Origin of the sequence: Gelatiniphilus marinus, assembly GCF_042684345.1 — a bacterium.
In the GTDB taxonomy this organism is placed as follows: Bacteria; Bacteroidota; Bacteroidia; order Flavobacteriales; family Flavobacteriaceae; genus Gelatiniphilus; species Gelatiniphilus marinus.
Map to the genome: position 1 here is coordinate 126691 of NZ_JBHULK010000006.1, position 19772 is coordinate 146462.

At 37.0% G+C, this 19772-nt stretch carries 15 protein-coding genes and 1 tRNA gene; 8 read left to right on the forward strand and 8 right to left on the reverse strand.

The window, feature by feature from the left end:
- Positions 1-14 precede the first annotated feature (14 nt).
- From bglX to ACFSQS_RS13545, 3 genes are read right to left on the reverse strand one after another with little or no spacing between them, the layout of a single operon-like run.
- The gene (gene bglX / locus ACFSQS_RS13535; protein ID WP_388019972.1) at positions 15-2333 is read right to left on the reverse strand and encodes a beta-glucosidase BglX; all 2319 of its coding nucleotides are present in this window, start codon (positions 2331-2333) and stop codon (positions 15-17) included.
- Between the two features lie 14 nt (positions 2334-2347).
- Positions 2348-3199, reverse strand: coding sequence for an endonuclease/exonuclease/phosphatase family protein (locus ACFSQS_RS13540; RefSeq protein ID WP_388019975.1), 852 nt, complete (start codon positions 3197-3199; stop codon positions 2348-2350).
- Between the two features lie 6 nt (positions 3200-3205).
- A complete protein-coding gene (locus ACFSQS_RS13545; protein ID WP_388020182.1) occupies positions 3206-4570 on the reverse strand; it encodes a family 16 glycosylhydrolase in 1365 nt (454 codons plus the stop codon).
- Positions 4571-4670: 100 nt separating this feature from the next.
- Here ACFSQS_RS13545 and ACFSQS_RS13550 point away from each other — a divergent pair, with 100 nt between their 5' ends.
- Positions 4671-5549 (forward strand): IS982 family transposase, encoded by an 879-nt coding sequence (locus tag ACFSQS_RS13550; RefSeq protein ID WP_388019978.1) that lies wholly within the window; start codon positions 4671-4673, stop codon positions 5547-5549.
- A gap of 336 nt (positions 5550-5885) precedes the next feature.
- Here the strand turns inward: ACFSQS_RS13550 and ACFSQS_RS13555 are convergent.
- A tRNA-Ala gene (locus tag ACFSQS_RS13555) sits at positions 5886-5959 on the reverse strand.
- Positions 5960-6231: 272 nt separating this feature from the next.
- Between ACFSQS_RS13555 and ACFSQS_RS13560 the strand changes: the two genes are divergently transcribed.
- The 5 genes from ACFSQS_RS13560 to ACFSQS_RS13580 all read left to right on the forward strand — a co-directional run bounded on the left by ACFSQS_RS13560 (position 6232) and on the right by ACFSQS_RS13580 (position 10035).
- Positions 6232-6732: a GNAT family N-acetyltransferase gene (locus tag ACFSQS_RS13560; RefSeq protein WP_388019981.1), complete on the forward strand. Its 501-nt coding sequence runs from the start codon at positions 6232-6234 to the stop codon at positions 6730-6732.
- Positions 6729-8063, forward strand: a complete 1335-nt coding sequence (locus ACFSQS_RS13565) for an MATE family efflux transporter (protein WP_388019984.1) — start codon at positions 6729-6731, stop codon at positions 8061-8063. Before ACFSQS_RS13560 ends, ACFSQS_RS13565 begins: the two co-directional genes overlap by 4 nt.
- Before the next feature lie 37 nt (positions 8064-8100).
- The gene (locus ACFSQS_RS13570; RefSeq protein WP_388019987.1) at positions 8101-8277 is read left to right on the forward strand and encodes a hypothetical protein; all 177 of its coding nucleotides are present in this window, start codon (positions 8101-8103) and stop codon (positions 8275-8277) included.
- Between the two features lie 127 nt (positions 8278-8404).
- On the forward strand, positions 8405-8857 hold the full coding sequence (locus tag ACFSQS_RS13575) for a 6-pyruvoyl trahydropterin synthase family protein (RefSeq protein WP_388019990.1): 453 nt from the start codon (positions 8405-8407) through the stop codon (positions 8855-8857).
- Between the two features lie 140 nt (positions 8858-8997).
- Positions 8998-10035, forward strand: a complete 1038-nt coding sequence (locus ACFSQS_RS13580) for an aldo/keto reductase (RefSeq protein ID WP_388019993.1) — start codon at positions 8998-9000, stop codon at positions 10033-10035.
- Between the two features lie 134 nt (positions 10036-10169).
- On the opposite strand, the gene ACFSQS_RS13585 is transcribed toward ACFSQS_RS13580, so the two are convergent.
- From ACFSQS_RS13585 to ACFSQS_RS13600, 4 genes are read right to left on the reverse strand one after another with little or no spacing between them, the layout of a single operon-like run.
- Positions 10170-10406, reverse strand: a complete 237-nt coding sequence (locus ACFSQS_RS13585) for a hypothetical protein (protein ID WP_388019996.1) — start codon at positions 10404-10406, stop codon at positions 10170-10172.
- A 34-nt stretch (positions 10407-10440) separates the two neighbouring features.
- Positions 10441-12225 carry a chloride channel protein gene (locus ACFSQS_RS13590; protein WP_388019999.1) on the reverse strand — a complete coding sequence of 595 codons (1785 nt, stop codon included), beginning with the start codon at positions 12223-12225 and terminating at the stop codon, positions 10441-10443.
- Between the two features lie 47 nt (positions 12226-12272).
- Positions 12273-14027 (reverse strand): aspartate--tRNA ligase, encoded by a 1755-nt coding sequence (gene aspS / locus ACFSQS_RS13595; protein ID WP_388020002.1) that lies wholly within the window; start codon positions 14025-14027, stop codon positions 12273-12275.
- 34 nt (positions 14028-14061) lie between these two features.
- On the reverse strand, positions 14062-14397 hold the full coding sequence (locus tag ACFSQS_RS13600) for a hypothetical protein (protein ID WP_388020005.1): 336 nt from the start codon (positions 14395-14397) through the stop codon (positions 14062-14064).
- Between ACFSQS_RS13600 and ACFSQS_RS13605 the strand changes: the two genes are divergently transcribed.
- Both ACFSQS_RS13605 and ACFSQS_RS13610 read left to right on the forward strand, forming a co-directional pair.
- Positions 14372-16954: a TonB-dependent receptor gene (locus tag ACFSQS_RS13605; protein WP_388020008.1), complete on the forward strand. Its 2583-nt coding sequence runs from the start codon at positions 14372-14374 to the stop codon at positions 16952-16954. The genes ACFSQS_RS13600 and ACFSQS_RS13605 overlap by 26 nt on opposite strands.
- Positions 16955-17188: 234 nt before the next feature.
- Positions 17189-19768: a carboxylesterase family protein gene (locus ACFSQS_RS13610; RefSeq protein ID WP_388020011.1), complete on the forward strand. Its 2580-nt coding sequence runs from the start codon at positions 17189-17191 to the stop codon at positions 19766-19768.
- The last annotated feature ends 4 nt before the right edge of the window (positions 19769-19772 follow it).

Here is a 19772-nt window from a genome sequence, read left to right on the forward strand (position 1 = left end):
TTTAAAGTGTTTACTTATTCAACAACACTGAAACTTTTCTTTAAAGTCGTTGTAGAATCGCCTCCAACCCAAACATTAAATTTACCGGGTTCTACTTCCCAGGTATTGTTTGCCGTGTAAAATTGAAGTGTTTTTTCGTTTATAGTAAAACTGACCGTTTTGGTTTCGCCAGGGTTTAGCATTATTTTTTCAAATCCTTTTAACTCTTTTACTGGCCTCACAAAACTACCAACCAAATCCCGAATATAAAGTTGTACGACTTCCTCACCTGCTCTATCACCGGTATTGGTTACATTAACAGATACTTTTATGTCGCCGCTAGCTTTTATTTCATTTTTATCCAATTGCAAATCACCATAACTAAAAGTGGTATAGCTCAAACCAAAACCAAAGGGGTATAAAGCCTTTTTCGGAGCATCTCTGTAACCTGAAAATGTAACATGTTTATTGCTGTATGGCCTTCCGGTATTTTTTTGGTTGTAATACAAAGGCTCCTGACCAACGTTATGCGGAAATGATACCGGTAATTTTCCCGACGGATTATAATCTCCAAAAACAACATCGGCAATGGCATTTCCAGATTCAGAACCCAAATGCCAACACTCTAAAATGGTTGGTGCAATTTCAGAAGCGCGGCTTAAATCCATGGGTCTGCCGTTCATTAAAACAATTACAATGTTTTTATTCACTTTATAAACGGCTTCCAATAATTCATTTTGAAGTCCTAAAAACCCAATATTGGTTTGACTGCGGCCTTCGCCTGTTTGATACGCATTTTCGCCTATTACCAATAAAACAACATCAGATTTTTTGGCAACCTCAACGGCTTTTGCAATTCCGGAGTCGTCTGTGGTATTAAATTTTAAAGGCAGTAAAAACTGATTCGCCCCGGGCTCAATGGTTGGGATCGTTAAATCAACGCCTTTTGCATAATGTATTTTAGTGTTTTTGCCAACGGCATTTTTAACACCTTCCAATAATGAAACTGCCGAATTATATTCGCCTTTAGCGCGCCAGTTTCCCAAAGGCGAATCTTTATCATCGGCCAAGGGACCAATAACCGCGATGCTTTTAAGTTGTTTTGAAAGTGGCAATAAACCCTTTTCATTCTTAAGCAATACAATAGATTTTTTTGCAACATCGCGAGCTACGGCTAAATTTTCTTTAGAGTAAACGTTATCTTTTTCGCGTTGCTCGTTGCAGTATTTATAGGGGTCATCAAAAAGTCCCAATTCAAATTTAAGCCTTAAAACCCGTCTTACCGCATCATCAATTTGATGGATTGAAATCTTTTTTTCGTTAAGCAAGGTTTCCAAATGCGCTTCGTAAGCATACGATTCCATGTCCATATCACTTCCTGCATTCAAAGCTATTTCGGCAGCGTGTTTTTTGTCTTCAGCATAACCGTGTGCCCTCATTTCACCAATAGAACCCCAATCTGAAACCACTAATCCATTCCAGTTCCATTCCCCTTTCAAAATATCGCGTTGTAAAATTTTATGTCCTGTGGCCGGAATACCATCAATATCGTTAAAGGCATTCATAAAAGTTGCCGCACCAGCTTCGGCGGCAGCCTTAAAAGGTGGTAAAATGGTGTTGTGCAGTTCGTTTGTACCAACATTAACGGTGTTATAATCCCGACCGGCCTCACCAAAGCCATAGCCTGCAAAGTGTTTAGCGCAGGCTGCAATGGTATAAATATGGGACAAATCATCGCCTTGAAACCCTTCAATACGCGCCACACCAACAACTGCATTTAAATACGGGTCTTCGCCGGCGCCTTCCATAACGCGCCCCCAACGGGCATCTCTGGACACATCAATCATGGGGGCGAAGGTCCAATTTAAACCTGAAGCTGCGCTTTCTTTGGCTGCAATGGCTGCCGATTGTTTTATAATATTTAAATCCCAACTCGCTGTTTCACCTAACGGAATGGGGAAAATGGTTTTATATCCGTGAATTACATCATAAGCAAAAATCAATGGGATTTTAAGCCTTGAATGCTCCATAACTATTTTTTGGGTTTCCCGAATGCTCGCTACAGAAGTTATATTTAACATCGAGCCCACCTCACCCTTTTTAAGCTTTTCAAGTTTATGCTGATCGCCTTTTGTTGATGAGGGTCCGGTAGCATTCCATTTCCCGCTATATTGCACTAACTGCCCGATTTTTTCATTAATCTGCATGAGTGCCAAAACCGAATCTACCTTTATTTCAATACTTTCATTTAAAGTTGAATGCTTGGGTTTTGTTGTTTCGTTTTTACAGCTAAGCACGGTAAAAATTAGACTTGAAATAATGATAAGCTTAAAAGGAAGGATTGCTATTTTCATGTTTTAATACGGTTCTATTTTAATGTTAATTCTACGAATACGGGAAAATGATCCGATGGGTATTTTAAATCTATGGAACTAGATAAAACACCGTATTTTTCGACTTCAATTTTTGTGGATTTTGACAACATAATGTAATCTATACGTCGTGTAACAGGCTCGTTGAACTTAAATACATTGAATGTTCCTTTTGATCCAAAAACAAGTTTTGCTTTATCTTTTGAATCGTTAAGGGTTTGCTTAAGGTTTGTGATGAGCTCACTATTGGGTTCTACATTAAAATCGCCCATAACAATTACTGGAAAATCATTGGTATTTAAAGTCTTTATTTTTTTAAGAATAAGTTGCATGCCTTGTAACTGTGCTTCTTTTCCAACATGGTCTAAATGCGTATTGAACACCCATATTTTTTGATTGTTTTCGAGTACAGTGAAAAGCCCGTAAGTACAAATTCTAGGATAGGCGGCATCCCAACCCATTGAAATTTCACTTGGAGTTTCGGATAACCAAAAGGTATTTTCTTCTTCAACTTTTAGTTTTTTTGCGTTGTAAAATATAGCTGAAAACTCACCTTTATTATAGCCATCGCGACCAATGCCAATGGTTTTGTAGTCTTTTAGAACTTCTTTTAAATCAGTCATTTGATTGGGTCGTGCCTCTTGCACGCCCAAAATATCGGGGCTGTAAAACTGTACTTGCGAACTTAAAAACCCTTTTCGGTTTGCCCAGGCGTTCTCACCATCGGAAGCGACATCCAAACGGATGTTGTAAGTTATTACATTTAGCTTTTGGCTTCTACTTTGTTTTTCATTTTTACAACTTGAAAAACTCATAAATAAAACTAATATTAGTAGTATGTGCTTCATTGTTTTTTATTCTTTTTGTTGAAAAACCCTAACGTAATCAACTACCATTTGCTGCGGAAAAACGGAATTGTCAATCCCCTTATGTCCACCAAGCATACCACCAACAGACACATTCATTATCAAATAAAATTCTTGATCGAACGGCCATTCTGCTATGGTTTTATGCTCGTTTTTTATATGATTGTAAACGGTATCGTTTAAAATAAAGTCCATTTTTTCGGGTGTCCATTCTAAAGCAAACACATGGAACTTATCGTAAGGTTTTTCAATAAAAATCTTTTTCCCTTTTTCCGTGCCTTTCATGTGGTTAAAGGCTTTGGTGTGAATGGTTCCGAAAATAGAGTCTGGGTTAAAACCAACATGTTCCATAATATCTATCTCACCACATTCTGGCCAGCCCACTTCTTTTCTGTTTTCGCCCAACATCCATAATGCGGGCCACAAACCAACGCCCCTTGGTAACTTTGCTCTAACTTCAATACGTCCATATTTCCATGAAGCCAAGCCATCGGTTTTTAATCTTGCCGAAGTGTATTGCGCGGTATCAATTTCTGCGATATATTGTACCCAACTTTTGTTTTTAAACTCGTTGGTTTTGTATTTTGCGTTTGCTATTTTTTCTTTATGAGCTTCCATTATTAACGCCCCATTTTCGACCCTAACATTTTTCAAACTATCTGTAAAGTATTGCTTTTCTCGGTTACTTATAAAACCGTAATCGTAAGCCCATTTTGTAGAATCTGGTTTTCCTTGGTAGTTAAACTCGTCGCTCCAAACCAATTTATAGCCACTTTTTGTTGGGCTTTTTTCGCTTCTTTGAAAAACAAGTTCTGGTTCATCTGTAGTAATGTAATCAAAATCGTTTGCTAAAAACCAATCGATATCTTCAGTTGTATTGGCTGTCCATGTGTTTAATATTAAACCTTTTTCTTTGGCACTTGTTATCCATTCTGGCTTCACTTTGTATTTATAAACCAAATAGTCTAATCCTGTTATACCATCTTCTTTTAATCGCTTTGGGGGTTTCGAGCCATCTAAATATTGTGTTTTGGCATTGGGGTCCAGCTCTTTTATTCTTTGCAAAATGGCATAACTAAAACTGATGTAAGACAAAATATAATTTTCGGCTTTTAGTTTTTTTACCAATTTCAAGACGTTTTCGGCCATTAAGGTATTTCGGCCTTCGGTTTTTGATGGTTTTATTTCGCATACCAATCCTGTGGAATCGTTGTTTTGCATTCCGGCAATTATATAATCTCTTAAGGTGGGCAAGGTTTCGCCGTTTGAGAGTTTAAATTCTGATAATTGTGCGTAAGTAGATTTTTCTACCTCTAAACCATGATAATTGGCATCGTGTGTTACAATTAATATATTATCTGAACCCGTTGTGCATTATGATTTAAAGATAAAAGTTGTTCATTGACTTACGAATAAGTCGTATATTTATTTGGATATCAAACAATTAAATACGATGAACAACTTTAAAGCAAATTACGACAAAATTTTAAAAGTATTGAAGATAATTACAGATAAAGAACAGTTTTTAAGACAAAATCGACGGCCAAAACTCAAAGACATCGAGCTGATCGCTATAAATTTAACATCTGATTATATGAGCATAGATAGCGAATGCCAGCTGTTTAGAGTGCTTCCCGATGTTTTAAAACTCAAAATAGAACGCTCTGTCTATAATAGAAGAAAGCGAAAATTGTTTTCCGCTATTGAATTTTTAATAAATCAACTCTGTGAAAGACTTATTGAATTTGAAAATTACTTTGTTCTAGACAGCATGCCTTTGGAGGTCGTTAAATTATCGAGAAGCAATGGCAGTAAAATCTGTAGAGAGGATTTTTACAGTTCCCCGGACAGGGGCTTCTGCGCGAGCCAGAACATGCACTATTACGGCTATAAAATTCACGCCGTTTGTTCCGTTGAAGGTGTTTTTAAAAGCTTTGAAATAAGCAAGGCCTCTGTGCATGACATCCACTATTTGAATGATGTAAAAAGCCAATTCAGCGATTGTGTCATTTTGGGCGACAAAGGCTATTTAAGTGCGGATTATCAATTGGATCTGTTCGAGAGCAAAAAAATCAAGCTAGAAGTTCCCATGCGGAAAAACCAGCGCAACTACAGGAAGCAAGCTTACGTTTTTAGAAAGAAAAGAAAACGAATTGAAACTCTATTTTCCCAACTATGCGATCAGTTTATGATTCGCAGGAATTATGCTAAATCCTTTCAGGGTTTTAAAACCAGAATACTGTCAAAATTAACAGCATTGACCGTTATTCAATACATCAATAAATTTATATTTGATAGAAATATCAATAAATTAAAAATTAGCATTGTTTAAATGCACAACGGGTAATATATTATCTTTAAGTATTTAACCAATTTCGTGTCCCTTTTAACGCTATAGCCTTTAACACTTCTTCATTATAGCTTATATTAGGCTATTTCTTAGATTGCTAATTCTAAAATTCACGATTCTTGAGCTATAATTTATTAGTTTATAGATCAAAATTTAATGATTAAAAGTCTGAGAGAATTGAATTTTACTGGCCTTAATTGGAATAAATAAATTTCATATCAAAATGAAAATAAAAAATTAAATTCATTTATACGTGCAAACTGGGCGCAAACAAAAAAGCTCCAAAAGACAAAATCTTCTGAAGCTTGGCATTATTAGTGGAGAAGATCGGATTCGAACCGACGACCTCTTGACTGCCAGTCAAGCGCTCTAGCCAACTGAGCTACATCCCCGAAATTTTCTTTGTATTAAATAAAGGCAGAATGCCTTTTTAACATTTTTCAAAATTACATTTTTTTATCAATTTTTCTAATTTTGTTCCTATTAAATACAATAAAATTTTTTTCGCAGTTTTTTTTTTGAAGTAAGGTTAGCGTATGTGGGGCTCGAAACCCTTGTGAACCGTTAAAGCTAATGGTATTGATTTTTTCTAGCATTTACAATCTTATAATAACAAAGTAAAAGTTTAAATTTGAAAAAAACTTCAAAAACCATAACATGATTAATGATTTGCAAGGCCGAATTTGAAGATATAGATAGAATCTTAGAAGTTACCAAAGCTTGCGCAAGCTACATGATAAACAAGGGCATCTATCAATGGAACGCTAATTATCCCAACAAAACCGTATTAAAAAATGATGTTTTAAAAGGAGAGTTATTTGTTATTAAAAAGAATAAAATAGTAGTTGGCTGCATTGTTGTATCGTATTTTATGGATAAAGAATATAAAGCCGTTTCATGGTTAACCGAAAACAATCGTAATATTTACATCCATCGTTTAGCCATTCACCCTAAATATCAAGGCCAAGGATATGCGCAAAAATTAATGGATTTTGCCGAAAATTTCGCCAAAAATAACAACTGTGCATCAATAAGGCTAGATACTTTTTCTCAAAACCAAAGAAACCAGAAATTTTACGAACTTCGCGGCTATAAAAAATTGGGCAATATTTTTTTTCCAAAACAAAGCCATCACCCTTTTTATTGTTACGAATTAATACTGTGAGCACAAACATAAGCTTAAAACGCATAAACAAATTGGCGGTTCCGGCCTTAATTGCCGGTGTATCAGAGCCTATATTATCGTTAACCGATGCCGCTATTGTTGGAAATGTGGCGTTTAATGCCACCGAGTCTTTGGCAGCGGTAGGTATTGTAACCACTTTTTTATCGATGCTAATTTGGGTTTTGGGGCAGACCCGTAGTGCTATCTCATCAATCGTTTCGCAATACGTTGGCGCCAATAATCTCGATAAAATTAAAAGCCTGCCAGCTCAGGCTATGTTTATTATTACATCACTAAGTGTTTTAATAATAATTGGCACTTACCCTTTTGCTAACCAAATTTTTAAGCTTTATAATGCCTCTGGCTTAATTTTAGAATATAGCGTAGATTATTACAGGATTCGTGTTTTTGGGTTTCCATTTACGCTTTTTACCATAGCTGTTTTTGGTGCTTTTCGAGGTTTACAAAACACCTATTACCCCATGCTTATCGCTATTATTGGCACCTTTACCAATATTGCCCTAGACTTGGTACTGGTTTACGGAATAGATGGCCTTATTGTGCCCATGCACATTAAAGGTGCTGCTTATGCTAGTGTAATTGCACAACTGCTCATGGCTGTTTTTGCCGCCTATTATTTACTTAAAAAAACTCCGATTCCCTTAAAATTAAGCTTTCCTTTTAACAAAGAAATCAATCGTTTTATATTAATGATTGTTAATCTTTTTATCCGTACCATTGCTTTAAATGTTACCCTTTATTATGCTAGTGCATTTGCTACTAGCTACGGCGCAACCTATATTGCGGCATATACTATTGCTATTAATTTATGGTTTCTTGGGGCTTTTATTGTCGATGGTTATTCTAGCGCAGGAAATATTTTATCGGGTAAATTATACGGCGGAAAAGAATACAAATTACTTATTAAACTAAGCAACAAATTAATAAAATACGGCATTGTTATTGGCATATTAGTTGCTTTTGTTGGAGGTGTTTTTTATTATCCATTAGGAAATGTTTTTACAAACGACCCCGAGGTTTTAAATCAGTTTTACAGCATATTTTGGATTGTTTTAGCCATGCAACCCCTATGCACACTTGCTTTTATTTTCGATGGTATTTTTAAAGGCCTGGGTAAAATGAAGGTGTTGCGCAACGTACTTTTAATAGCAACCTTTTTGGTATTTATCCCTATATTGTTCTGGTTAGACAAGCTCGATTATAAACTGTACGCCATATTTACAGCCATAACATTTTGGATTGTTGCCCGGGGTTTTCCCTTAATCATCATTTTCAGAAAAATATTTATCCCATTATCAAAAAACAGCTAACTTTGGCTGCTTGCAAAATAGAGCTAAAACAATTACTATGAGTTTATTAATTGCCATACTAAACCAAATAGATATCAAAGAAAAAATAAATAACGCCCCAAACTCTAATTACGAAATCGGTGTATTTATTGGCTCCATGTTACCTTTTGCAACATTGGTGCTAATTGCCTATGTAATATTTAGGCACAATAAAAAACGAATTGATAAAAAGTAACCCGCTATTACCACAAGTAATTCCCAAGCTTTAATAGCCAATTATTACATGCTAAAGGCCAATAAGGGTTTACTTTGCAACTAACAAAAAGAAGATAGTATCTTTACACAGCAAACAACAACACACCATGAGCAACATTCGCATAACAAAACAATTCACTTTCGAAACCGGTCATGCCCTTTACGGTTACGACGGCAAATGTAAAAACGTACACGGCCACAGCTATAAACTATCGGTAACCGTATTTGGAAAACCCATTACAGATGCCAATAATGTTAAATTTGGAATGGTAATCGATTTTAGCGATTTAAAAAAAATTGTAAAAGAAGAAATTGTAAACGTTTTCGACCATGCCACCGTTTTCAACAAAAACACACCCCATGTCGAGCTAGCCAAAGAGCTCGAAAACCGTGGTCACAACGTGCTTTTGGTAAACTATCAGCCCACTAGCGAGATGATGGTTATAGACTTTGCAAACAAAATAAAAAAACGCCTGCCAAACCACATCGCACTGCACGCCTTAAAACTCCAAGAAACCGACACCTCGTTTGCAGAATGGTATGCCTCAGATAACAATTAGGACGTTCCCTTTTAGCTGGGCTTTTGGGCAGCATAAAAATAGCTTCTATCCTAACGCCTAAAAAACCTTTAAAAACCTTAATAGCTTTTAAAGGTTTTTTATCTTTACATTTAGTTGTAAACCATACTAAGTTGTTATTCATGAAATACACAAAACTACCCAACACCCATATTAAAATCAGTAAAATATGCCTAGGCACCATGACTTGGGGAAACCAAAACACACAAGCAGAAGGCTTTGCACAAATGAGTTATGCGCTGGACCAAGGGGTGAATTTTTGGGATACCGCCGAATTGTACGCCGTTCCAGCAAGCCCAGAAACTTATGGGAGTACCGAAACCATTATTGGCAATTGGTTTGCAAAAACAGGCCAACGCGACAAAGTTGTTTTAGCCTCAAAAATAGCTGGAAATGGCGATTATACGGCACATATTCGTACCAATGGGTTTGCTCCCGAAGCGCTTAAAGAAGCAGTAAATAACAGTTTAAGGCGTTTACAGACAGATTATTTAGATTTGTATCAATTGCATTGGCCCGAACGCGATACCAACTATTTTGGCATCAGAGATTATAAGCATAATACGGAAAATGCATGGAAGGATAATTTTAACCAAGTGCTCCACACCCTAGATGGCCTAATTAAAGCAGGTAAAATTCGTTACATAGGTATTTCAAACGAAAAAGCTTGGGGAACCATGCGTTTTTTAGAAGAATCTAAAATAAATAACTTGCCCCGAATGGCCACCATACAAAACCCGTATTCTTTATTAAACAGAACTTTTGAGGGTGATTTAGCCGAAGTTTCCATACGCGAAAATATTGGGTTATTGGCCTATTCGCCCATGGCATTTGGTGTGCTTTCGGGCAAATACATAAAGGAAACCGCAGCAGACAATGCACGATTAAAACTGTTCCCGAGATTTTCACGCTATTCAAATGCACAAGCTACAGAAGCAACAAAACGCTATTTAAAAATCGCCGAGGCTAATAATTTAACTTTAGCTCAAATGAGTTTAGCCTTTGTTACACAGCAGCCTTTTGTAACCAGCAATATTATTGGAGCAACCAATTTAAAACAACTTAAAGAAAATATTGATAGTATCCATGTTGTTTTAAGCGACGAGGTATTAGCGCAAATTAACGAAGTGCACGAAACGATTCCTAATCCATCACCTTAATTTTCATTAGGTTTTTACTATTATTTATACTGCCTTCTTATGTAAAGGTAAACTAGTAAAATATCTAATAACCCGTTTTGCGTTTTGTAAAAATTCTGTGATTTCTGGAAAGTTTAGGTAATTGGCATCAAATATCAATATTTATTTTGATGTTGGCTGTCGCGCATTTTATCTAAATTTTCTTTGGTAAGCATATAGTCTTTTACGTTTTTATCTTTCCATCGGTAGTAAGAAAACAACGGAAACACTATTAAAAACAAACCCATTACACCAAAACCAATAAGTTTTTGGCTATATTCTTCATCGAGTACAAAGCCTAAAACAATGCTGGTTAACGCTGCTATGGCTAATATTATAATAAGGTATTTCATTTTTTGTCAAATATTTACAGGCCTATTCTATATTTTATGTAAAATTAATTAATTGTTGCCTGTAGGCCGTTAATAGTTTGGATTTTGAGATATAACCATAATATTTCCCTTCTTTAATTACGGGCAAGTTCCATGCGCCACTGCTTTTAAATTTATCCATAATAACGTGCATTGAATCTTTGTTATAATCAATAATACCGGCATCGGCATGCATTAGGCTAGATGCATTTACTTTGTTGTAGAGATTGGTGTCGAACATCATGTGCCTAATATCGTCTAACCTTATAACGCCTAAAAACTCGTGTTGGTCGTTAACCACCGGAAAATGGTTGCGAGAGGATTTTGCAACGGCGGTTTTTAGTATATCGCCTAATTTCATATCGGGTTTTAAAATAATAAAGTTGGTTTCAATTACTTTATCAATATCTAAAACCATTAAAACATTTTGGTCTTTGTTGTGGGTTATAAGCTCGCCGCGTTCTGCAAGTTTTAAGGTGTAAATGGAGTGGGATATATAATATTTTGTAATGGCGAACGATGTGGCAGATACAATCATTAAAGGCACAAAAAGCTCGTAACCTCCAGTAATTTCTGCAATAAGGAAGATAGCGGTTAATGGGGCGTGTAAAACACCGGCCATTAAACCAGTCATGCCAATTAAGGTAAAATTAGATTCGGACACCTGAAAACCAAAGCCAATATTGTTAATTATTTTTGCAAAAGCATTGCCCAAAATACTTCCCATTACCAATGTGGGTATAAACACACCGCCAACTCCACCAGCACCAAAAGTGGTGGTCATGGCTATGGCTTTAAATATGCCAATACCTAAAAGCAAAGCAATAACAACCCAAATGTTAGACAGATCGAAATTAAAAGGGGTTTTGCCAATGGCAGCTATGTGGTCGCCTTTTAAAAGATTATTCATAATACCATAACCTTCACCGTACAGTGGTGGTATAAAATAAAGCATCGTGCCTATGGCTAATCCACCAATCAACAACCGAATTGCACGACTTTCAAACTGCTTAAAAAAGTTGGTTATTGCAAAAAACACTTTTGAAAAATAAACCGAAGCCAATGCGGTTACCAGACCTAAAATGGCGTAAAACGGAATGTCGTTAACCTCGAAAGTATCTGTTAATTCAAAACGAAGCAATACATCTGTTCCCAAAAACAAATACGATGTTACAACGGCAGAAACCGAAGCCAACAACAACGGAACCAATGAAACAAAAGCAATATCTAAGCTAAAAATTTCTATAGCAAAAATAATGGCGGCAATTGGTGCTTTAAACATAGATGCCATGGCACCAGCTGCTGCACAGCCAATTAATAGCATTCTTGTTTTGGTGTTCATGTGAAATAAACGTGCCGCGTTAGAGCCCAGAGCCGAACCAACACTTACTGCAGGCCCTTGCAAACCTACCGAACCTCCAAAGCCTACGGTTAAAGGTGCTGTAATTAAAGCTGCATAAATATTATATCGAGGGATGATACCGTTTAATTTGGAAATGGCATGCAAGGTTGTTGAAATACCATGCCCAATATGTTTTTTAAGCCAAATTTGTTTAATAAGATAAACTAATAACAGCCCGATTATAGGGAAAATAAAATAAAGTGAATTTTGGTAATTATTAAAAAAATCCAATTCGAAAAGCAGTTGGATGTAATGTACCAAGTTTTTTAACAAAACCGTTCCCATTCCTGCTAAAAAACCAACTAAAATACTGAGTATGTAAACAAATTGGCGTTCGGAAACATGCTTGTATTTCCAGATTAAAAATTTGCGTAATATGTTTTTAGAGGTTTTGCGCATGTTATAAAACTACTAAAAAATCCTGCGATTTGCAGGATTTTAATGGCTTATGATTTTATATTGAGTTTTAAGCTCAATTCTTCGAGTTGTTTCTCGTCTAATGGTGCTGGTGCATCAATCATAACATCGCGTCCCGAATTGTTTTTTGGGAAGGCGATAAAATCCCTAATGGTTTCTTGTCCGCCTAAAATAGCAACCAATCTATCTAAACCAAAAGCTATACCGCCGTGTGGTGGTGCACCATACTCGAAAGCATCCATTAAAAAGCCAAATTGCGCTTTGGCCTCTTCTTCTGTAAACCCTAAATGTTTAAGCATAATGGCTTGTGTGGCTTTATCGTGAATTCTTATAGAACCGCCGCCAATTTCATTTCCATTTAATACCAAATCGTAGGCATTGGCTTTTACTTCACCTGGTTTAGAATCTAATAATTCGATTTGCCCGGGTTTTGGTGATGTAAATGGGTGGTGCATGGCGTGGTATCGACCTGTTTCTTCGTCTAATTCTAATAACGGAAAATCGATTACCCATAACGGTGCAAAAACCTTAGGGTCTCTTAAGCCTAAACGTTCTGCCATTTCCATACGTAAAGCACTAAGTTGTGCACGTACTCTGTTGGTTTCGCCTGAAAGCACACAAATTAAATCGCCTGCTTTAGCACCTGTTATTTCTGCCCATTTTGCTAAATCGTCTTGATTGTAAAATTTATCGACAGATGATTTATATGTGCCATCATCATTACAACGGCAATACACCATGCCTAAAGCACCAACTTGCGGGCGTTTTACCCAGTTTATAAGCTTATCGATTTCTTTTCTGCTGTAACTATTTCCTCCGGGAACGGCTATGCCCACAACTAATTCGGCATTATTAAAAACACCAAAATCTTTGTGTTGCGCAACTTTGTTTAACTCGCCAAATTCCATCCCAAAACGAATGTCTGGTTTGTCGTTTCCGTATAAACGCATCGCATCATCGTAACGCATACGCGGAAACTTTTCAACCTCAACATTGTTAACTTCTTTAAGTAAATGACGTGTTAATCCTTCAAAAGCATTTAAAATATCTTCTTGCTCTACAAACGCCATTTCGCAGTCTATTTGTGTGAATTCTGGTTGTCTGTCGGCTCGTAAATCTTCATCCCTAAAACATTTTACAATCTGAAAATATTTATCCATGCCGCCAACCATGAGCAGTTGCTTAAAGGTTTGTGGCGATTGTGGCAATGCGTAAAACTGGCCTTCGTTCATTCTACTTGGCACCACAAAATCGCGGGCACCCTCTGGGGTAGATTTTATTAAATACGGGGTTTCTACCTCGATAAAACCTTCTTCCGATAAGTAATTTCGAACCTCTTGCGCAACTTTCGCCCTAAAAATCAAACTGTTTTTTACAGGGTTACGGCGAATATCCAGATAGCGATATTTCATTCTTATATCTTCACCGCCATCGGTTTTATCTTCAATAGTAAATGGTGGTAATTTGGCCTCGTTTAGCACAGTTAATTCTGAAACCAAAATCTCAATGTCGCCGGTTGGCATATTCGGGTTTTTCGAAGCACGCTCGATTACCGTTCCTTTAACTTGAATTACAAATTCGCGACCTAAATTTTGAGCTTGCTCTATTAAAGCCTTAGAACTGCGCTGCTCATCGAAAACCAATTGGGTAATACCGTAGCGGTCTCTTAAATCTACCCATACAATAAACCCCTTATCTCGAGATTTTTGAACCCAACCAGATAGGGTAACTTCTGTATTTATGTGCGAGGCGTTTAATTCGCCACAATTATAACTTCTGTACATACTTATAAAATTGAAGTGCAAATTTAGTTAAATACTATGGAGTGCAAATATTTTCATGGTTTTTTTCCTTGGTTTCTGCTGCTGCAAAATAATACTTGCCATTTGGCTTTTTAAAAAGTTTTATTCTTGGAATGGCTTTGAAAAAAAAAACAATAGTTGGCAATTTGTTTTGAAAAAATATTGGCAATATGCGCTTTTTCTTATAAATACTGTATCGGATCGCAAAATTTCGTCGATTAGCTGTCGTTTCATTCGGTAATATGTATATATTCGCAGCAATTAAATTGAAAATTATAATAATAATGATGAGCAAATTATTTTCTTTTAAACCTTTGGCTTTACTAATGTTCTTAGGGGTGTCTAATCTCATATTGGGCCAGACGGTTTCAGGTGTTGTAACAGACGACACATCGCAACCCATACCGGGAGTCTCGGTAATTGTTAAAGGTTCTACAACTGGAACAACAACAGATTTTGACGGAAATTATTCATTAAGCGTAAACCAGGGTGAAACTCTTGTTTTTTCTTATATTGGTTACGAAACCAAAGAGGTTGTAGTATCGGGAAGCCTATTAAATATTACCTTAAAATCTGGAGTGGCACTCGATGCAGTTGTATTGGTAGGCAATAGAGCCAAACCAAGAACCATACTAGATTCTCCTGTACCCATTGATAATATTGGGGTAAGTGAATTAAAAAACACAGGACAACCCACTGTAGATAAAATGCTAACTTATAAGGTGCCCTCTTTTAATTCATCAACTCAAACAATCTCAGATGCCACGGCACATTTTGATCCGGCCGATTTAAGAGGCCTGGGCCCAAGCAGAACTTTGGTTTTGGTAAACGGAAAAAGAAAAAACCAAAGTGCCTTAGTGTATATAAACGATACACCGGGCAAAGGTGAAGTAGGTGTCGATTTAAAAAGCATACCTGCAGCAGCTATTGAAAGAATTGAAGTTTTAAGAGATGGGGCTTCTGCACAATACGGATCTGATGCGATAGCGGGTGTAATTAACATGGTCTTAAAAAAAGGCGTAGAATATACCACGGTTAATGCAAAAGCCGGAGTTACCACAGAAGGCGATGGCTTTAATTACGGAATAGATTTAAATACAGCCTTAACAGGAGAAAATGGAGCGTATTTAAACCTAACCTTTGGGTATTATGAACAAGACAAAACAAATAGATCGGGAACTCCTGGGGCAGATGCTCTATTTGGTGTGCCCGCCAACGACCCAACTTTTGGCTCTTGGTTAGCAGAAAATCCGGATTTGGGAATGACTGTTGGCCAGCCAGAATTAAAGAAAACCGATGTGTTTTTTAATGCAGGCTTACCTTTTAAAAGTGGCAACGGCGAGTTTTATACATTTGGAGGCTTGTCTTACCGAAAAGGCAAAAGCTTTGCCTTGTACAGAGCACCATATTGGGTGCAAGATCCTTTTAATTTATTACACGAAGCTGGAACAACTTATCAAGGATTTCAGCCAAATTTTGAAACAGACGTTAGAGACAACAACGTTACGGCAGGAGCCAAATGGGAATTACTTGGCTTTAATGTAGATTTAAGTGGTACTTATGGTAGAAACGCTGTAGATTATAATGTAACCAATAGTTTAAACCCCTCATTAGGTGCCAGTAGCCCAACCTCTTTTGATGTGGGCGCTTATTCCTTTAGCAACACCTTAGCAAATTTCGATGTTTCTAGAAATTTTGGCACATTAAGCGTTGCTTTTGGCGCCGAGGTTAAAGGCGAACGTTTTACTGCCAAAGCAGGCGAATCTGCATCTTATGTAGGTGGTGGCGCTCAATCTTTCCCAGGGTTGCAACCCAGTAACGAGGTAACCGCTACAAGAGATAATTATGGCGTTTATGCCGATCTGGAATGGGAGCCAACAGAGGCACTTTTAATTGGCGGTGCAGTACGTTACGAAGATTTTAGTGATTTTGGAGATAACACATCCTGGAAAGTAAATGCAAGATATTCGCTTGGGAAAAGCGGTGCCTTAAGAGGTTCTTACAGTACAGGGTTTAGAGCACCATCGTTACATCAAATATATTTAAGTAATATACAAACATTGGTTTCTGGAGGAACCATTTCAAATCAAGGTACTTTTAACAATGTAGATCCTGTAATTAGAGCTGGTTTGGGCGTACCACAATTAACGGCTGAAACCTCCAAGAATATTTCTGCGGGTATTACTTATAAGTTTGAAAACAACTTTACAGCTTCGGTAGATTTTTATAACGTAAAAGTAAACGACCGTGTTTTATTTACTGGAGAAATAGGTTTTGATGGCGATAACGCCTCAACAAACCCTGTAGAACAAGTATTAATAGATAATTCTATTACAAGTTTAAAGTTCTTTACCAATGCCGTAAATACCGAAACTTCAGGAGTAGATGTGGTTCTTAATTACGGAAATATAGAATTGGGTAACGGTAAATTAGATGCCACCTTAGCAGCCAATTTTAACGACACCAAAATTAAAGGAAAAATAGGAACGCCTGCCTTGTTAGAAGCCAACGGATACGATATTTTTAACAGAAAAGAGCAATCTAGAATTATATCGGCAAGACCAAAGTCTAAAATCTTGTTAGGTTTGGATTATGAACTTAATAAGTGGAACTTTATAGTTAATAACACCTATTTTGGCGAGGTTACATGGCAACATGCTACCACACCTACAAACGATCAAACCTTTGCTGGTAAAGTAATTACAGATTTAGTAATTAATTATGAATTTAGCGATAAATTCTCGGCAAATGTATCGGCAAGTAACTTGCTTAATGTTTATCCAGACGAGGTTGATACCAAAGGCGATGTGGTAACCGATTTAGGAGGCCGTTTTAGGTACCCATGGGAAGTAAATCAATTTGGGTTTAACGGTACTACGCTAAATGCCGGTGTAACATTTAAATTCTAATAAAATTAACAGCAGTTTTGGTTGTTAAACAAATTTAAAAGCTTAGTGGATTTATTTTACTAAGCTTTTTTGTGTGCATTATAATCGTATTACTTAAAAAAAAAATCAATTTAAGCAATACCAATGCATCTATTTAAAGTCCAGTAATTGTTGTTGTTCCGAGTAATTCGGGAGAAAAATGTTTTTTGATGAAACGAAATACGTAATTTTATAAAAAAATAAAATCTATTTACAATGCATTTATTAAAGCTTAAATTAAAAACAGTTAGTTTGCTCTTAATGCTTCTCTCGTTAAGTGCAACAGCACAAGAGCGAACGGGCAATATTGTAGAATACTTCGGAAAAGAAAAAGTTAACGACATAAAAGAAGGTAAACTATTGCACGTCTTTAAAACAGGATTGGCTTTAAAATTTCAGAATTTCAAGTTTAACTCCTCATCATTTCCAAAAGACCAAGTTTTTGGTCGGTTTTTAATGCAGCCCAATTACGAACCCGAAAACAACGATGTTTTTGATATTGATTTTACAGGAAAACAACTTACCTGGAAAACCATTACAACAGACAGCACAAATAGTTTTAACAACAGGAACTTAAGGTCCAGTTACGTGTATTTAACTTACCGGTCAGATACCGAAAAAACAGTACTATTTGAAGCCTCGGGGCATTCGCTGGTTTTAATAAATGGATTGCCGCACGAAGGCGACCATTACGATTTTGGATGGAATTTAATACCGTTAAAATTAAAAAAAGGATTAAATAAATTCGTGTTGAAAGTAGGGCGTTTTCCAAGGATTAGAGCAAGATTAATTGCTCCGCAAACACCCGTGCAGTTTACCACCCGAGATTTAACCTTGCCCGATCTTTTAATTGAAGAAGACAAAACCTATTTGGGCGCTATCAGAATAATAAATACATCTGAAAATTGGCTTGAAAACCACGCGGTAACTTCAGAAATCAACGGGGTATCGCTAGCGCACCAAATTCCTAATATTCCGCCATTAAGCGTTCAAAAAGTGCCTTTTAAAATAGCTTCAGTTTCAGATGAAAAACAATTAAAAAAAACCAATTTAAAATTAAGTTTGAATGCCAAAAACGGCACATTAATTAATGCAAATACCATTCAAATTGAAATAAAATCTAAGCATACCCACCATAAACGTACTTTTAAAAGTAATGTGGATGGCAGTATTCAATATTACAGCGTAGCCCCTTCAAGTAATAAAAACCTAGAACATGGCGCCTTGTTTTTATCGGTACACGGGGCGTCTGTTGAGGCTGTAAATCAAGCCAATGCTTATACAAAGAAAGATTGGGGCAATTTAATCGCGCCAACCAATCGCCGCCCGTTTGGTTTTGCGTGGGAAGATTGGGGACGTTTAGATGCGCTCGAGGTTTTAGCAGATGCCAAAAGTATTTACAAGCCCAACAGTAAAAAAATATATTTAACAGGGCATTCTATGGGTGGCCACGGCACTTGGTATTTGGGGGCAACCTACCCCGACAAGTTTGCTGCAATTGCGCCATGTGCAGGTTATCCAGATTTGCTTCTGTATAGAAATGGGTTTACAAAAAGAATGTTAAATATGACCCAAGCACAATTAAAACGCGCAGGAATTAGCCCAAAAATACTGGAACGCCTCAGTGCAGAACGCGTGCCAACGGCCATGGAAAACATAATCTACAGGGCAGGTACACCAAGCAGGACCTTGCAGCTTATTCGCAACTACTTGCACCACGGGGTTTATGTATTGCACGGCGAGATTGATAATGTGGTACCAACCGCCATTGCACGAGACATGCGCGAACGTTTGGGGAAATTCCATCCCGATTTTACCTATTACGAGTACCCAGAAGGCACACATTGGTACGGCAACCACAGTGTAGATTGGGATCCTATTTTTAACTTTTTCAAGCAGCGCAGTATTAAAAAGGCTTCCGGTATAAAAAAATATGAATTCTTTACCGGTTCGCCAGGGGTTTCTGCCAGCTCTCATTTTATAACCATTCATCAGCAAGAGCAACCTTTTGTAACCAGTTCTTTTAAGTTTTCAAAAGCAGATGGCTATAAATTACAAACCGATAATGTGGCGGTAATTGAAGTTGATTTTTCAGCATTAAAGGATGATAATTCTAGTATTGAAATTGATGGGAATTCAATAAAAATCCAAAATGATAAAAGCGTATTTTTTAAGAAGGTGAATGAGGCGTGGCAAATTACCAAAGCACCTAGTTTAAAAGAAAAAGGACCACATAGAAACGGTGGTTTTAAAGATGCTTTTAGAAATAACGTGGTGTTTGTGTACGCAACAAATGGCACGCCAACAGAAAACGAATGGTATTACAACAGGGCGCGTTTTGATGCCGAAACCTTTTGGTACCGCGCCAATGGCCATATTGAAATGGTGAAGGATGTCGATTTCTCATTAAAAAAATATGCCGACAGAAATGTTGTGATTTACGGCAATGCCGATAATAACACGGCGTGGAACAAACTTTTGAAGGATTGCCCAATACAAGTGAAGGATTACGGTGTAAATTTTAACGGAAAATTACTTTTTGGAAACCAATGGGGCATGTACTTTATAGTGCCAAGAAAAGATAGCGACATAGCCAGTGTAGGCGTAGTTACCGCAACAGGCAGCAAAGGCATGAAAGCGGCGTATATGAACCACTATTTGGTAAACGGCACCACATTTCCTGATGTGTTGCTTTTTGATGACGAGGTGTTGCAAAATGGTATGCCGGCCGTAAAAAGCGCAGGTTTTTTTGGCAACAATTGGTCTGTTGAAACGGGCGATTTTGAGTGGAGGTAAAACT

Coding starts and splice junctions, on each gene's coding strand:
- bglX (WP_388019972.1), bottom strand. CDS start 2,333: ATGAAAATAGCAATCCTTCCTTTTAAGCTTATCATTATTTCAAGTCTA.
- ACFSQS_RS13540 (WP_388019975.1), bottom strand. CDS start 3,199: ATGAAGCACATACTACTAATATTAGTTTTATTTATGAGTTTTTCAAGT.
- ACFSQS_RS13550 (WP_388019978.1), top strand. CDS start 4,671: ATGAACAACTTTAAAGCAAATTACGACAAAATTTTAAAAGTATTGAAG.
- ACFSQS_RS13560 (WP_388019981.1), top strand. CDS start 6,232: ATGATTTGCAAGGCCGAATTTGAAGATATAGATAGAATCTTAGAAGTT.
- ACFSQS_RS13570 (WP_388019987.1), top strand. CDS start 8,101: ATGAGTTTATTAATTGCCATACTAAACCAAATAGATATCAAAGAAAAA.
- ACFSQS_RS13575 (WP_388019990.1), top strand. CDS start 8,405: ATGAGCAACATTCGCATAACAAAACAATTCACTTTCGAAACCGGTCAT.
- ACFSQS_RS13580 (WP_388019993.1), top strand. CDS start 8,998: ATGAAATACACAAAACTACCCAACACCCATATTAAAATCAGTAAAATA.
- ACFSQS_RS13585 (WP_388019996.1), bottom strand. CDS start 10,406: ATGAAATACCTTATTATAATATTAGCCATAGCAGCGTTAACCAGCATT.
- ACFSQS_RS13590 (WP_388019999.1), bottom strand. CDS start 12,225: ATGCGCAAAACCTCTAAAAACATATTACGCAAATTTTTAATCTGGAAA.
- aspS (WP_388020002.1), bottom strand. CDS start 14,027: ATGTACAGAAGTTATAATTGTGGCGAATTAAACGCCTCGCACATAAAT.
- ACFSQS_RS13605 (WP_388020008.1), top strand. CDS start 14,372: ATGTTCTTAGGGGTGTCTAATCTCATATTGGGCCAGACGGTTTCAGGT.
- ACFSQS_RS13600 (WP_388020005.1), bottom strand. CDS start 14,397: ATGAGATTAGACACCCCTAAGAACATTAGTAAAGCCAAAGGTTTAAAA.
- ACFSQS_RS13610 (WP_388020011.1), top strand. CDS start 17,189: ATGCATTTATTAAAGCTTAAATTAAAAACAGTTAGTTTGCTCTTAATG.